This window comes from Sulfitobacter albidus, from assembly GCF_018200035.1.
In the GTDB taxonomy this organism is placed as follows: Bacteria; Pseudomonadota; Alphaproteobacteria; order Rhodobacterales; family Rhodobacteraceae; genus Sulfitobacter; species Sulfitobacter albidus.
The window spans coordinates 3,380,726-3,393,828 of sequence record NZ_CP073581.1 but is presented as its reverse complement, the minus strand read 5'-3'; the positions used below and the strand labels follow the sequence as shown (position 1 = coordinate 3,393,828).

12 protein-coding genes and 2 pseudogenes are annotated in these 13,103 nt (G+C 62.8%); 7 read left to right on the top strand and 7 right to left on the bottom strand.

Going from position 1 to position 13,103, the window contains the following annotated elements; all coding sequences use genetic code 11:
- Positions 1-16: 16 nt before the first annotated feature.
- Positions 17-1,243, top strand: a complete 1,227-nt coding sequence (locus KDD17_RS16620; protein ID WP_254796832.1) for an FAD-dependent monooxygenase — start codon at positions 17-19, stop codon at positions 1,241-1,243.
- Here KDD17_RS16620 and KDD17_RS16615 read toward each other — a convergent pair.
- The 5 genes and pseudogenes from KDD17_RS16615 to KDD17_RS16595 form a co-directional block, all read right to left on the bottom strand.
- The gene (locus tag KDD17_RS16615) at positions 1,240-1,392 is read right to left on the bottom strand and encodes a Trm112 family protein (RefSeq protein WP_431358162.1); all 153 of its coding nucleotides are present in this window, start codon (positions 1,390-1,392) and stop codon (positions 1,240-1,242) included. The two genes, KDD17_RS16620 and KDD17_RS16615, sit on opposite strands and share 4 nt — an antisense overlap.
- A 29-nt stretch (positions 1,393-1,421) precedes the next feature.
- Positions 1,422-2,066 (bottom strand): LON peptidase substrate-binding domain-containing protein, encoded by a 645-nt coding sequence (locus tag KDD17_RS16610; protein ID WP_212704670.1) that lies wholly within the window; start codon positions 2,064-2,066, stop codon positions 1,422-1,424.
- A 26-nt stretch (positions 2,067-2,092) separates the two neighbouring features.
- A pseudogene (locus tag KDD17_RS16605) lies at positions 2,093-3,006 on the bottom strand (tetratricopeptide repeat protein).
- Positions 3,007-3,074: 68 nt separating this feature from the next.
- Entirely contained in the window at positions 3,075-3,863 is a 789-nt protein-coding gene (locus tag KDD17_RS16600) for an exodeoxyribonuclease III (protein ID WP_212704669.1), read from the bottom strand.
- A 259-nt stretch (positions 3,864-4,122) separates the two neighbouring features.
- The gene (locus KDD17_RS16595) at positions 4,123-4,809 is read right to left on the bottom strand and encodes a response regulator transcription factor (protein ID WP_212704668.1); all 687 of its coding nucleotides are present in this window, start codon (positions 4,807-4,809) and stop codon (positions 4,123-4,125) included.
- 164 nt (positions 4,810-4,973) lie between these two features.
- On the opposite strand from KDD17_RS16595, the gene ribA reads away from it, so the two are divergent.
- Together ribA and KDD17_RS16585 are read left to right on the top strand one after the other, a co-directional pair.
- On the top strand, positions 4,974-6,053 hold the full coding sequence (ribA, locus tag KDD17_RS16590) for a GTP cyclohydrolase II (protein WP_212704667.1): 1,080 nt from the start codon (positions 4,974-4,976) through the stop codon (positions 6,051-6,053).
- Positions 6,050-6,544, top strand: coding sequence for a L,D-transpeptidase family protein (locus KDD17_RS16585; RefSeq protein ID WP_212704666.1), 495 nt, complete (start codon positions 6,050-6,052; stop codon positions 6,542-6,544). Before ribA ends, KDD17_RS16585 begins: the two co-directional genes overlap by 4 nt.
- Here the strand turns inward: KDD17_RS16585 and KDD17_RS16580 are convergent.
- The gene (locus KDD17_RS16580) at positions 6,541-7,194 is read right to left on the bottom strand and encodes a YggS family pyridoxal phosphate-dependent enzyme (protein WP_212704665.1); all 654 of its coding nucleotides are present in this window, start codon (positions 7,192-7,194) and stop codon (positions 6,541-6,543) included. The genes KDD17_RS16585 and KDD17_RS16580 overlap by 4 nt on opposite strands.
- 100 nt (positions 7,195-7,294) lie before the next feature.
- Complete coding sequence (locus tag KDD17_RS16575; protein ID WP_212704664.1) at positions 7,295-8,194, bottom strand: porin; 900 nt, start codon at positions 8,192-8,194, stop codon at positions 7,295-7,297.
- Positions 8,195-8,459: 265 nt separating this feature from the next.
- On the opposite strand from KDD17_RS16575, the gene KDD17_RS16570 reads away from it, so the two are divergent.
- The 4 genes and pseudogenes from KDD17_RS16570 to holA all read left to right on the top strand — a co-directional run bounded on the left by KDD17_RS16570 (position 8,460) and on the right by holA (position 13,090).
- Positions 8,460-8,954, top strand: a complete 495-nt coding sequence (locus KDD17_RS16570; RefSeq protein WP_431358133.1) for a DUF3576 domain-containing protein — start codon at positions 8,460-8,462, stop codon at positions 8,952-8,954.
- 84 nt (positions 8,955-9,038) lie between these two features.
- On the top strand, positions 9,039-11,600 hold the full coding sequence (leuS, locus tag KDD17_RS16565; RefSeq protein ID WP_212704663.1) for a leucine--tRNA ligase: 2,562 nt from the start codon (positions 9,039-9,041) through the stop codon (positions 11,598-11,600).
- On the top strand, positions 11,587-12,096 hold the full coding sequence (gene lptE / locus KDD17_RS16560) for an LPS assembly lipoprotein LptE (RefSeq protein WP_212704662.1): 510 nt from the start codon (positions 11,587-11,589) through the stop codon (positions 12,094-12,096). The genes leuS and lptE overlap by 14 nt, the downstream gene beginning before the upstream one ends.
- Positions 12,093-13,090 (top strand): annotated as a pseudogene (gene holA, locus KDD17_RS16555) (DNA polymerase III subunit delta). The gene lptE and the pseudogene holA overlap by 4 nt, the downstream one beginning before the upstream one ends.
- Positions 13,091-13,103: the final 13 nt, after the last annotated feature.

Sequence of the window (13,103 nt, the reverse complement as noted above, 5' to 3'; positions counted from 1 at the left end):
GCGCATATTGCGGGGCATGGATTTTAACACGGATATCGCCATCGTTGGCGGCGGATTGAACGGGGCGGCGCTGGCGCTTGGCCTCGCGCAGCTGGGCCTGCGGATCACGATCATCGATGCCAGCCCGCAAGCTGTGGCGCGCGACGCGGGCTTTGACGGGCGTTCTTACGCGATTGCTCTGACGTCCGGTCGGCTCTTGCAGGGTCTGGGTCTGTGGGATGCGCTGGAGGCGGACGCCCAGCCGATGCTGGATATCAAGGTGACAGACGGGCGTGCGGGCGACGGACCATCGCCGTTTTTCATGCATTTCGACCACACCGAAATCGACGAAGGGCCGCTGGGTCACCTGATCGAGGATCGGCACCTGCGCGCGGCCCTCGCCCACGCCGTCGCAGACAACCCCCAGATCTCCCTGCACAGTGGCGCGCGCGTCACCGGGCAGGTATCCGGCGCAGACGGGGTTACGCTGCACCTTGATGACGGCGCAACACTGCGCGCGCGGCTCTGCGTGGGCGCGGACGGTCGCGGCTCTGGTGTGGCGCAGCGGGCGGGCATCCGGCGCATCGGCTGGCGCTATGGACAGACAGCGCTCGTCTGCGCAATTGCGCATGAGCTGCCGCACGAGGGCGTCGCGCATCAGTTCTTCATGCCGCCCGGCCCGCTGGCGATCCTGCCGTTGACGGGCAACCGTTCGTCTATTGTGTGGTCCGAGACGGACGCGCAGGCCGCAGCAATCAACGCGCTGGACGATGACGCCTATCTCGACGTGCTGCGCCCCCGGTTCGGCGATTTCCTGGGGGAGATTTCATTGGCGGGCGCGCGCTATACCTATCCGCTGAGCCTATCGCTGACCCACAGCATGATCGCGCCGCGTGTGGCGCTGGTAGGCGATGCCGCCCACGGCGTGCACCCGATTGCCGGACAGGGACTGAATGCCGGGCTGCGCGATATTGCGGCACTTTGCGAGGTGATCGCCGATGCCACCCGGCGCGGGGAGGACTTTGCCGCGCCGCAGGTGCTGGAGCGCTATCAGGATTGGCGTCGTTTCGACAACGCCACGCTCGCGCTGGCGACGGATACGTTCAACAGGATGTTTTCGAACGACAATCCTCTGATCCGTGCCGCGCGGGATATCGGCATGGGCGCGATCAATGCACTTCCCGGCCTGCGCCGAGGTTTCATGCGCGAGGCCGCCGGCCTTACCGGAGAGCTGCCCCGTCTGCTGCGCGGACAGCCGCTTTAATCCAGCGTACGCGCCTCGTCCACCAACATGACCGGAATGCCATTTCGGATCGGGTAGGCAAGCCCCGCTGACTTCGATATCAACTCCTGCGCCTGCGCGTCGTAGCGCAGTGTGGTCTGGGTCCGCGGGCAGATCAGCGCTTCGAGCATGCGGCGGTCAAATCCGGTTTCGGCATCGCTCAATTCATCATCTCCCCGCCGTCACCGCCGCGCATGGCGTATTCGATCAGGGTCACCAGCGTTTCGCGCCGGGTACTGAGCGAGGGCGCCTCCAGCAGTGCCTGCTTATCCTCTTGATCGAAATCCAGCATCATCGACAGCGAATTGACCAACAACTCGTCATCGGCTTCCTTGAGGGTGTCCCAATCCGCCGACAGCCCTTTGGTATCGAAGAAACGCCCCAGCGTGACGAGGAATTTCTCCCGGTCGAAGCCGTTGTCCTTTTCCTCGGGCCCAAGGTCACGGTCGAACCCGTCCCACGCAACCTCGCAGCGGCGATAGGGCGCGAAGCCATCGACCTCCTGCACCACGCGAAAGCGCGACGTCCCCGCGAGCGTGACCATGTACCGGCCATCCTCCGTCTCGGAGAATTGGGTGATGCGCCCGGCGCAGCCGATGGTCTGCAGACCGGGCCCCTCTCGTCCCGGCACGACATTAGGTTGCACCATCCCGATCAAACGGGAGGGTGTTTTCAGCGAATCCTCGATCATCTGCAAATAGCGCGGCTCAAAGATATGCAGCGGCAATCGCGAGCGCGGGAGCAGAAGCGCACCGCCCAAGGGAAAGATCGGGATCGTGTCAGGCAAATCTGCTTGTTTTATCATGTGCTGGAGGTAGCGCCGTAAGGCCCTCAGGCAAATATCATGGAGCTTAGTTTTCGCCGTCCATTCAACACGATGGGATCGTTGGGTTTTAGCGCGTCAAAGATCGTGAAAAGCTGGGTTTTCGCCGCCCCGTCGTTCCATTCCTTGTCGCGTTTGAACAACTCCAGCAGATGATCCACGGCCGCTCCGGGATCGCCATTCGCATGCAGCGCCTGCGCCAGATCGAACCGCGCCTGATGATCCTCGGGATCAGCCTCGACAGCGGCTTGCAGCTCTGTCACCGGGCCTGCGTCCTGCGCCTGGCGGGCAAGTTCCAGCTGCGCGTGCGCGGCCTCAAGCTCCGGCGATTTCGAGATCTCGATGGGGGCGCCGTTCAGCAGCCCTTCGGCCTGATCCAACTCTCCCATCGCGATATGCGCGCGCACCATGCCGCCGTAGGCACCGGCATGCATCGGATCCTCTCCGAGGATCGCGGCAAAGGTCTCCGCCGCATCCGTGGCGGCCCCCTCGCCCAGCATTTCCTCGGCGGCCTCGACCGCGTCGTTGAGCGTATCGGTCGGCGCCTCGCCCCCGATGCCTTTACGACCCGATCAACGAACGCCTGAATCTCGGATTGCGGCACGGCACCCTGAAAACCGTCGATGGGCTGGCCCTTGTGAAAGGCATACACCGTTGGGATCGACTGGATTTGCAGCTGACCGGCGATCATCTGCGCCTCATCGACGTTGACCTTGACCATCTTGACCGCGCCCTTGGCAGCAACAACCGCCGCCTCAAGCTGGGGGCCGAGCGTTTTGCAAGGCCCGCACCAGGGCGCCCAGAAATCCACAATGATCGGCGTCGTTTGCGAGGCTTCGACCACATCGGCCATAAAGGTGGCTTCGGTCGTATCCTTGATCAGATCGGCATCGGGTGCGGCGGCAGAGAGGTTCAGTTCCATCGGTCAATCCATTCGGTTTGCGTTTGGGGAGCGCTATCACGCTTTATATGTGTTCCGGCGCGCGGAGTTCAAAGGTCGAAGCGGGCAAAAACCGGCGCGTGGTCAGAGGGTTTTTCCCAACCGCGCGCGGTGCGCAGCACCCGGCTGTCGCTGGCGGCAGTGGCAATATCGGCAGTGGCCCACACGTGATCGAGCCTGCGGCCCTTGTCGGCAGCATCCCAGTCCTTGGCACGGTAGGACCACCAGCTGTACAGCTTGCCGTCGGGAATATCGGCCCGGGTCACATCCGTCCAGCCACCGGCATCCTGCACCGCACCCAGCGCCTCGACCTCGACGGGCGTGTGGCTGACGACCTTCAACAGTTTCTTGTGATCCCAGACGTCATCCTCGCGCGGGGCAATGTTAAGATCGCCCACGAGGATCGCGCGTTCGGGCCGGTCGGCGTGGAATGTGTCGCGCATCTCGGCCAGATAATCGAGCTTCTGACCGAATTTCTCGTTGACCTCCCGGTCGGGCACATCGCCGCCCGCAGGCACGTAGAAATTATGCACCGTCACCCCGTTGGGCAAACGTGCCGCCACGTGGCGGGCGTGGCCGAGGCTGGCGAAATCGCGGCTGCCCGCCTCCTCAAGTGGGAGGCGCGACAGGATGGCGACGCCATTGTAGCCTTTTTGCCCCTGCGCGACCATGTGCGGGTAGCCGAGATCGGCAAAGGCCTGCAGCGGGATCTTGTCGACGGGGCTTTTGCACTCCTGCAGGCACAGCACGTCGGGCGCTTCCTCGGACAGCAGTTTGCTTACCAGTCCTTCGCGCAGGCGTACTGAGTTTATGTTCCAGGTGGCGAGGGTGAAGGACATGGGCGCGCTCCGCTTGTGGGTCGCGCGCAACCTATGCGGGGGCGGTAGCGGGACAAGCAATCAGTTGTCCGGCCGTCCCGCAATTGGACAAAAAAAGACCGGGCACAAAGGCCCGGCCAAGTCCAACAGGGAGGTAGAGTGGCACTTGGCCCGGCCACTCATCTTCGGGCTCAAACCGACGGAAAACTCATGAAAAAAATCCGTCGTCTTGTGAGGGTAACATCCACCGGGCTAATTTGGTTCCCAGGCGATGTCGAATTTATGCCATCAGACGGTAACCGCCTGATTCAGTTACCAAAAGACGCGCGTTCGAAGGATCGGGCTCGATCTTTTGGCGCAGGCGGTAGATATGCGTCTCAAGCGTGTGGGTCGTCACGCCGGCGTTGTAGCCCCAAACCTCGTGCAGCAGCGTATCGCGCGGCACGACACCATCGGTGGCGCGGTAGAGGAATTTGAGAATATTGGTTTCCTTCTCGGTCAGGCGCACTTTCTTGTCGTCCTCGGTGATGAGCATCTTCATCGAGGGTTTGAAGGTGTAGGGGCCAAGCTGGAAAATCGCGTCCTCCGATTGCTCGTGGGTGCGCATCTGGCTGCGGATCCGGGCCAGCAGAACCGGAAACTTGAACGGTTTGGACACATAGTCATTCGCACCCGCGTCCAGACCGAGGATTGTATCGGCGTCGCCATCGTGCCCTGTGAGCATCATGATCGGGCTCTTGATCCCCTGCTTGCGCATCAGGCGGCACAGCTCGCGGCCGTCGGTGTCGGGCAGGCCCACGTCGAGGATGATCAGATCATAGGGCATTTCCTTGGCCCGGCTCATCGCCTCGGTGCCATTGGCGGCCTCGAAGACGTCAAAATCCTCTGTCATGATCAGCTGCTCGCTGAGCGCCTCGCGCAGGTCCTCGTCATCGTCGACAAGCAGGATCTTTTTCAGCTGGGCCATGATCTCTCTCCGTTGTGTTGACTTCAAAATATGCCCCTTGCGACAATCAACAAGGCTTTGCGCGCCGTTCTCACGCGGGTGTGTCAGACGCACGGTCAAATGTTTCAATTCCGGCCTTTGCGGGGTAGGAGTCTTTCAGAAATCGAGTGGAGTTGTAACAATCCATGTCTTTTGCCCCCGATCCTGTCGAGATTACGGCGCGCGCGCGTGCCGATCTGCGCATGGGCGTACCCGTCGTGCTGGGCAATGCATTGGTTCTCGCAGCCGAGACGCTGGGGGCCGAACGGCTCCACGCACTGCACGCGCTGGAGGGCGCCCCGGTTCTGGTGCTGTCGGAGCGGCGGGCGCAAACGCTCAAAGCGCGGTGCTATGACGGGGATCTCGCGCGGATTTCCATACCCGAGGGCGCGAACCTGCGATGGATCCGGGCACTGGCGGATCCCAAGGACGATCTGAGCGTGCCGATGAAAGGGCCCCTGATCGCGGAGCGGGGCGGCGATGTGGATGTGCACCGCGCGGCACTGGCCCTCGTGAAATCCGCCCACCTGTTGCCGGCAGCGATCGTCAGCCCGATTCCCGCCGCGTCCGCCTTTGCCGCCAACACCCGCCTGACCTACGTCAGCCTGCCTGCCGCTCAAGAGGTGCTCAAGGCGCGCAGCCCGTTGCATCCGGTCGTACAGGCCCGACTGCCGATGGAAGCATCTGAAGCCGGACGGCTGCATATCTTTCGCCCCGATGACGGCGGAGAGGAGCATTACGCGATTGAAGTCGGCCGCCCGGATCGGACCCGCCCCGTGTTGAGCCGACTGCATTCGGCCTGTTTCACGGGCGACGTGCTGGGCAGTCTGAAATGCGACTGCGGCCCGCAGCTGCGCGCGGCGCTGGCACAGATGGGCGCCGAGGGCGAGGGCCTCTTTCTCTATCTCAATCAGGAAGGTCGCGGCATTGGGTTGGCGAACAAGATGCGCGCCTATTCTCTGCAAGATCAGGGTTTCGACACCGTGGAGGCGAATCACAGGTTGGGCTTTGAAGATGACGAGCGTGATTTCCGTTTGGGTGCGGATATTCTGTCTTCGCTGGGGTTCAGCGCGGTACGTCTGCTGACCAACAATCCACGCAAGGTCGAGATGATGCGCGCAAGCGGCATCGAGGTGACCGAGCGCGTGCCCCTCATTGTCGGGGAAAACCGCCACAACGCGGCCTATCTGGCCGTGAAGGCGCGCAAATCCGGTCACCTGTTATGAGCCCGGACGATCTGGTCCTCACGCCACGCGGCCTGCGGTTTCAGGGGCGGCTGTGGCCCTGCACTATCGGGAAAGGCGGGGTATCGGGGCGCAAACGCGAAGGCGACGGCGCTACGCCGCGCGGTGTACACAGAATTGTCGGCATGCTTTACCGGCCCGACCGGATGGTGGCACCAACTGATTGGGCGGTGCCCATCGGGCCGGGTGATCTGTGGTCGGATGACCCCACGGCCGAGGATTATAACACCATGGTCCGCGCCCCCTATTCACCCAGCCATGAGCGCTTGCGGCGGGCGGACCCGTTATATGACTTAGTGATTCTCACGGATTGGAACTGGCCCTATGCCGTGCCGGGGCGCGGATCGGCTATTTTCATTCATCAATGGCGGCGACCGGGCTATCCGACCGAAGGCTGCGTCGCCCTCCGGCGCGACCACCTGCACGCTATCGCGCGGCGCATACGCTTTCGGACACGCCTGATCGTGGCCTAGCCCGGCACACGTTCACCGAATATGGCGGAGCCTACACGCACGTGGGTGGCCCCCAACGCGATTGCGCGCTCGAAATCGCCGCTCATCCCCATGGACAGCCCGCTGAGGTCATTGCGTGCCGCGATCTTGGCCAGCAGTGCAAAATGCAACGCGGGTTCTTCCTCTACAGGGGGGATGCACATCAGGCCCGCGACGGGCAGGTCGAGGGCACGACACTCTGCGATGAAATCATCGGCTTGCGCGGGCATCACTCCCGCCTTCTGCTCTTCCTCCCCGGTGTTGACCTGAATGAAAAGCTCCGGGCACTGACCTATTTCCTGTGCGAGGCGGGCAAGGGTTTTTGCCAGCTTGGGCCGGTCGAGCGTATGGATGGATTGCGCCAGCTCCATCGCCTGCCTGGCCTTGTTGGTCTGCAACGGGCCGATGAGGTGCAGATCCACGCCCGCGAAACGCTCGCGAAAATCGGGCCACTTGCCCGCAGCCTCCTGCACGCGATTCTCGCCAAAGCAGCGGTGCCCCGCCTCCAGCACGGCTTCGACCCGCTCGTTGGGCTGTACCTTGCTGACCGCGATCAATTTGACGCTATCCTCAGCGCGATTTGCCGCCTGCGCGGCCTTTGCAATGCGGTCTTTGATCGTCTCAATGGTCATGCGGCGGTCTCCTTGTCCTGACTAGAAATAACAGCCGCGCACAAAAGAAAAGGGGCGCACCCGAAGGTACGCCCCAAATCGTCAGGTTGTTGCGGTCAACTTAGAAGTTGAAGCGAACACCCAGGTCGACCAGCTGCTCGTCACCGAGCGAACCGCCTGTTGTGATACCACCGCGCAGCGATGTACCGCCGCCCATGTCGTGGTTGAAGTCGATACCGAACGATGTGTCGTTCCACTGATCGGCGTCGGCAACGTAGGCTTCGATGTTGGTTGCGGCACCAACGTCAACGCGGCCTGCCAGAACGATGTGGTCGCCAGCTGTGCCGTTGTCGGCATAGGCCAGTGTCACGTCTGCGATACCGAAGGAACCACCAACCGAAGCAGCGAACTCAGTGTCAGCTGCGTTGTCGGAGTCCTGTGCACCCAGTGCGAATGTCCAGCCGTTCCATGTGTATGCTGCGTGTGCGGCAATACGGTCGTCTGTGTCGGAAGCCGAAACGTGCACGGAGAAGTCGCCTGCGGAGTACAGAACTTCAACGCCGTTGTCGCCGCCATCGCCCAGACCGCCGGAGGAGTATGCGTCGCCGCGGAAGTTGTACGCGGTGTAGTCATAGTTGTGACCGGTCAGACCGATGTCGATGGGGTACATGCCAGGCATGAATTCCAGGGCGCCGAAGATGTTGCCAACGCCGACTTCCAGACCGCCGGAGCGGGCGAAGTAACGAACGCCGTTGAACTGTGGGCGCTGACCTGCGGCTGCGTCACGCTCTTCGCCTTCGAGGCGAACGCGGGCACCAAATGTCACACCAGCGTCGGATTCAGCTGTTGTGTCGATCTGCAGGCGCCAGCGGCTTGTCAGGTTGGTGTCGCTGTTGCCCAGGCCATCGGCGTCGGACTGGTAGATGATACCAAAACGGCCGTAGCCGGAAAAGCTTACGTCTGCTGCGGCAACGGAAGCTGTTGCAACCAGAGCAGTCGTTGCGAAGAGAACTTTTTTCATGAGTTTTCCCTCGGTTTGAAATCAGTAGGACCCGACCGGGGAATTCCGATCTAGGTATGAGGGTCTTTTGCGCCGCCGCCCCTGTTTTGGCAAGCGAACCCGACAGGCCCGCAAAACTGCGCCGCGCGATGGTGCAGCTTTGCCACAGTTTCGCCATCGGTGCCTTAAATGCGCCGTCGGCCCCCGCGCGTGCGCACGTACATATACCTTGCCCCGCCCTGTTCGCTTGGGTATTCCATGGCCAACTTGCATAGAGGTGGCGGGCATGATGCGCAGACAGGTAGTGAATTTTGCGGTAATGGTGTTCGCCCTTGGCGTGCTGGTCGCCTGTGGTGGGCGACAGTTGGGCTCCCCCGCGACGGACCGGCCCGAATACTACAACAACCAGAACATCCCCTCGAACGTCGAGACGAATCCCGCCAACACCATCTGGTCAATCTTTCGCAACAACCGCACTGAAAGCACGGTTTTGGTGAACCGCTACCTGTGGTCCGCCTCTCTCGAAGTGCTGAATTTCCTGCCGGTGCAGTCGGTCGATCCTTTCACGGGTGTGATTGTGACCGGCTACGGCACCCCGCCGGGCGGCGGCCGTGCGTACCGTGCCACCGTTCTGATCGACGATCCCGCACTCGACGCGCGGTCGCTGAACGTCGCCCTGCAATCGCGCGGCGGTCCGGTCAGCGCGGCCACGTCCCGCGCGGTTGAGGATGCCATCCTGACCCGCGCCCGTGAACTACGGATCGCCGACAACCGGCTCTGAGCGTTCATATCTTTCCGAATTCTTCCAGCGCCGGGCTCGTGTGACATCCACATGTCCGGCGTTGTTGCGTAAAAAGGCATTCCCATGACCCGCTACACCCCCTCCGAGATCGAAGCCCGCTGGCAAGCCGCCTGGGATCAGCGCGAGATCTTCAAGGCGACCCGTGCCGCCGACAAACCCAAATACTACGTGCTTGAGATGTTTCCCTACCCGTCCGGGCGCATCCATATGGGCCACGTGCGCAACTACACCATGGGCGACGTCATCGCGCGCTACAAAAAGGCGAGCGGTTTCAACGTGCTGCACCCGATGGGCTGGGACGCCTTTGGCCTGGCCGCCGAAAACGCCGCCATGCAAAAGGGCATCCACCCCGGTGAGTGGACCTACCAGAACATCGAGGACATGAAGGGCCAGATGAAGCCGCTGGGCTTCTCGCTCGACTGGAGCCGCGAAATTGCGACGTGCCATCCCGAATACTACCGTCACCAGCAGGCCATGTTCATCGACATGATCGAGGCCGGGCTGATCTACCGCAAGAACGCGGTGGTCAACTGGGATCCGGTCGACATGACCGTGCTCGCCAACGAGCAGGTCGAACAGGGGCGCGGCTGGCGCTCGGGTGCATTGGTCGAACGCCGCGAGTTGACGCAGTGGTTCTTCAAGATCTCGGATTATTCCGAAGAACTGCTCAGCGCGCTGGACTCGCTTGAAAACTGGCCCGCCAAGGTACGGCTGATGCAGGAGAACTGGATCGGCAAATCGCGCGGTCTGCAATTCGCTTTCTCGACCGTGGATGCCCCCGACGGGCATGACCGCATCGAGGTCTACACAACGCGCCCCGACACGCTGCTGGGCGCCTCCTTTGTCGGCATCTCGCCCGATCACCCGCTGGCCAAGCTGCTGGAGGCCGGTGACCCCAAGGTAGCCGAATTTGTCGCGGAATGCCGCAAGGGCGGCACCACTGAGGAAGCCATCGAGACCGGCGAAAAGCTGGGCCTCGATACAGGGATCCGGGTGCGCCATCCCTTTGATACCGCGCACGAATTGCCCGTCTACATCGCGAATTTCATCCTTATGGAATACGGCACCGGCGCGATCTTTGGCTGCCCCGCACACGACCAGCGCGATTTCGAATTTGCCACCAAATACGGGCTGCCCATCATCTCGACCTACCTGCCGTCGGAGGACGCAAACCCCGAGCTGACCGAAGCCTACGTGCCCGCAAAGACGGAAAAAGTGTTCTACAACCGCGGCTTCGCCGGGGAGCCATGGCAGACGGGCCTTGAGGCCATCGATGCCGCCGTGACCTTCTGCGAGGACAAGGGCGTGGGTCAGGGCGTGACCAAGTACCGCCTGCGCGACTGGGGCCTGTCGCGCCAGCGCTACTGGGGGTGCCCGATCCCCGTGGTGCATTGCGACGCCTGCGGCGTGGTCCCCGAAAAGAAGGAAAACCTACCGGTTAAACTGCCCGAGGACGTGACATTCGAGACGCCCGGCAACCCGCTGGATCGCCATGACGCCTGGCGCAACGTGCCCTGCCCGTCCTGCGGGGCTGCGGCCCGCCGGGAAACCGACACGATGGACACCTTCGTCGATTCGTCGTGGTATTTCGCCCGCTTCACCGCTCCGCGCGCCGACACGCCGACGGTGATGGACGACGCGCAATACTGGATGAACGTGGATCAGTACATCGGCGGGGTCGAACACGCGATTCTTCACCTGCTCTACGCCCGTTTCTTTGCGCGCGCGATGCAGATGACGGGCCACCTGCCCGAGTCCGCGATCGAGCCTTTTGACGCGCTTTTCACCCAAGGGATGGTGACCCACGCGATCTACCGCAGCAAAGGCGCCGATGACCGTCCCGTGTTTCACTACCCCGAAGAGGTCGAGCTGCACGGCGACCGCGCCGTTCTGAAGGATGGTGGCGCGGAGGTCCAGATCATCCCGTCGGCCAAAATGTCGAAATCCAAGAACAACGTGGTTGATCCGCTCAACATCATCTCGTCCTACGGCGCCGACACTGCCCGCTGGTTCGTGCTGAGCGATTCGCCCCCGGAACGGGACGTGGAATGGACCGCCTCAGGTGCGGAGGCCGCGTATAAGCATCTGTCGCGCGTGTGGAACATCAGCGACCGGATCGCCGGGATGGACGAGGGCGCGCCGGGTGAGGGTGACGATGATCTGCGCCGCGAGATACACAAGACCATCAATGACGTCTCGCTCGCCATCGACAGCTTTGGCTTCAACGCGGCGATTGCCAAGCTTTACGGCTTTACCGCCGTGTTGCAGAAATCCAAGGCAGGGCAGGCCGCACAACGCGAGGCGGTGATGACGCTGGCACAGCTTATGGCGCCGATGACGCCGCACCTGGCCGAAGACATCTGGGCCACGCAGGGGGGCGAAGGGCTGATCGCCACCGCCGATTGGCCGGTGGCCGACGAGGCGATGCTGGTCTCTGACACCGTGACCCTGCCCATTCAGGTCAACGGCAAACGCCGGGCAGAAATCGAGGTGCCCGCCGATATGGACAAGGCCGAGGTTGAAAAGCTGGCCCTTGCCCATGAGGCGGTGATCCGTACACTCGACGGCGCAACCCCGAAAAAGGTGATCGTCGTGCCCGGCCGGATCGTGAATGTCGTTGCTTGAGCGGCGCAGGAATACGCCATCGTTCAATCGCCGTGCCCTCCTGCTCGGCGCCCTTGGCCTTGGCGCCTGCGGGTTCACGCCCGTCTACGGCCCGGACGGTGCGGGCACCGCCCTGCGGGGCCGGGTCGAGGTGCAGGCCCCGACGACCGAAAGCGGCTATCTGATGACCCGCCAGCTGGAGCAGCGCCTTGGCCGCGCCGCCACCCCGCGCTTTGCGCTGGATATGGGGCTGTCGACCTCTTCCGAAGGGCTGGCCGTGAATACCGAGGGCGATATCGAACGGTTCAACCTCATCGGTGCCGCCGCCTATTCCCTGCGCGATCTGGAAACGGGTGCGGTCGTGACCTCGGGCGAGGTCAACCAATTCACCGCCTATTCCGCCACCGGCACCACCGTCGCAACCCTCGCCGCCGAGCGGGACGCGCTGGAGCGGTTGATGGTGATCCTTGCCGATCAGATCGTCGCGCGGCTGTTCACCTCAGACATTCCCGCATGAAGCTGTCGATGCGCGAGGCCGCCGGGCTGATCGCCAAGCCCCGCGCGACGCACTCGGGCTTTTGGTGTTCGGCGCCGATGCCATGCGCGTGGCGATCAAGCGGCAGGATTATCTCAAGGCGCTGCTGGGACCGCAGGCCGAGGAGGAAATGCGCCTGACCCGCCTGCCAGCCGGTGATCTGCGGCGCGAGCCCGCGCTCTTGAACGACGCCATCAAGGCCGTCGGATTCTTTCCGGGCCCCCGCGCCGCCTTTGTCGAGGGCGCGACCGAGCAGTTCGCCAAACCGATCCTCGACACCCTTGCCGACTGGCAACCGGGCGACGCCCAGATCGTGATCAGCGCGGGTGATCTGAAAAAGACCTCGAAACTGCGCAAGGCGTTCGAGAGCCACCCCAACGCCTACGCCCTTGCCATCTACGACAATCCGCCCACCCGGGCCGAGATCGAGGCTATGCTCACCGATGCGAAACTCACCGTCGACGGCACCGCCATGGGCGCGCTCGAAGAGCTGGCGCGCGCGCTGGATCCCGGTGATTTTCGTCAGACGCTGGAAAAACTCGCGCTCTACAAACTCAGCGATCCCGACGCACCCATCACGCTCGACGATATTGCCGCCTGCGCCCCTGCCTCGGTCGAAGCGGGAGTGGATGATATCCTCAACGTCGTGGCTGAGGCGCAATCGGCGCAGATCGGCCCGTTGATGCGGCGCCTGCAAAGCCAGGGTGTGAATGCCGTCACGCTCAGCATCATGGCGATGCGCCATTTTCGCACGTTGCACCGCATCGCCTGCAACCCCGGCGCACCGGTCTACGGCGTGCGCGACCGCGACCGGGTGAGTCGTCAGGCGCGCGACTGGGGGGCGGTAAAGCTGGAAGAGGCGCTAGAGATGTTGACGGATACCGACCTCAAGCTTCGCTCCGCCGGGCAGACCGCCCCGGCGTTGGCGATTGTGGAGCGGTTGTTCATCCGTCTGGCGATGTTTCGCGGCAGGTAATTCAAGGGAGAGA

What these genes read in the sequence shown, in the direction of transcription:
- ribA (WP_212704667.1), top strand. Translation starts at nt 4,974, where the DNA reads ATGTCTTTTGCCCCCGATCCTGTCGAGATTACGGCGCGCGCGCGTGCC.
- KDD17_RS16620 (WP_254796832.1), top strand. Translation starts at nt 17, where the DNA reads ATGGATTTTAACACGGATATCGCCATCGTTGGCGGCGGATTGAACGGG.
- KDD17_RS16595 (WP_212704668.1), bottom strand. Translation starts at nt 4,809, where the DNA reads ATGGCCCAGCTGAAAAAGATCCTGCTTGTCGACGATGACGAGGACCTG.
- KDD17_RS16615 (WP_431358162.1), bottom strand. Translation starts at nt 1,392, where the DNA reads ATGCTCGAAGCGCTGATCTGCCCGCGGACCCAGACCACACTGCGCTAC.
- KDD17_RS16580 (WP_212704665.1), bottom strand. Translation starts at nt 7,194, where the DNA reads ATGACCATTGAGACGATCAAAGACCGCATTGCAAAGGCCGCGCAGGCG.
- KDD17_RS16570 (WP_431358133.1), top strand. Translation starts at nt 8,460, where the DNA reads ATGATGCGCAGACAGGTAGTGAATTTTGCGGTAATGGTGTTCGCCCTT.
- KDD17_RS16600 (WP_212704669.1), bottom strand. Translation starts at nt 3,863, where the DNA reads ATGTCCTTCACCCTCGCCACCTGGAACATAAACTCAGTACGCCTGCGC.
- KDD17_RS16585 (WP_212704666.1), top strand. Translation starts at nt 6,050, where the DNA reads ATGAGCCCGGACGATCTGGTCCTCACGCCACGCGGCCTGCGGTTTCAG.
- KDD17_RS16575 (WP_212704664.1), bottom strand. Translation starts at nt 8,194, where the DNA reads ATGAAAAAAGTTCTCTTCGCAACGACTGCTCTGGTTGCAACAGCTTCC.
- leuS (WP_212704663.1), top strand. Translation starts at nt 9,039, where the DNA reads ATGACCCGCTACACCCCCTCCGAGATCGAAGCCCGCTGGCAAGCCGCC.
- lptE (WP_212704662.1), top strand. Translation starts at nt 11,587, where the DNA reads ATGTCGTTGCTTGAGCGGCGCAGGAATACGCCATCGTTCAATCGCCGT.
- KDD17_RS16610 (WP_212704670.1), bottom strand. Translation starts at nt 2,066, where the DNA reads ATGATAAAACAAGCAGATTTGCCTGACACGATCCCGATCTTTCCCTTG.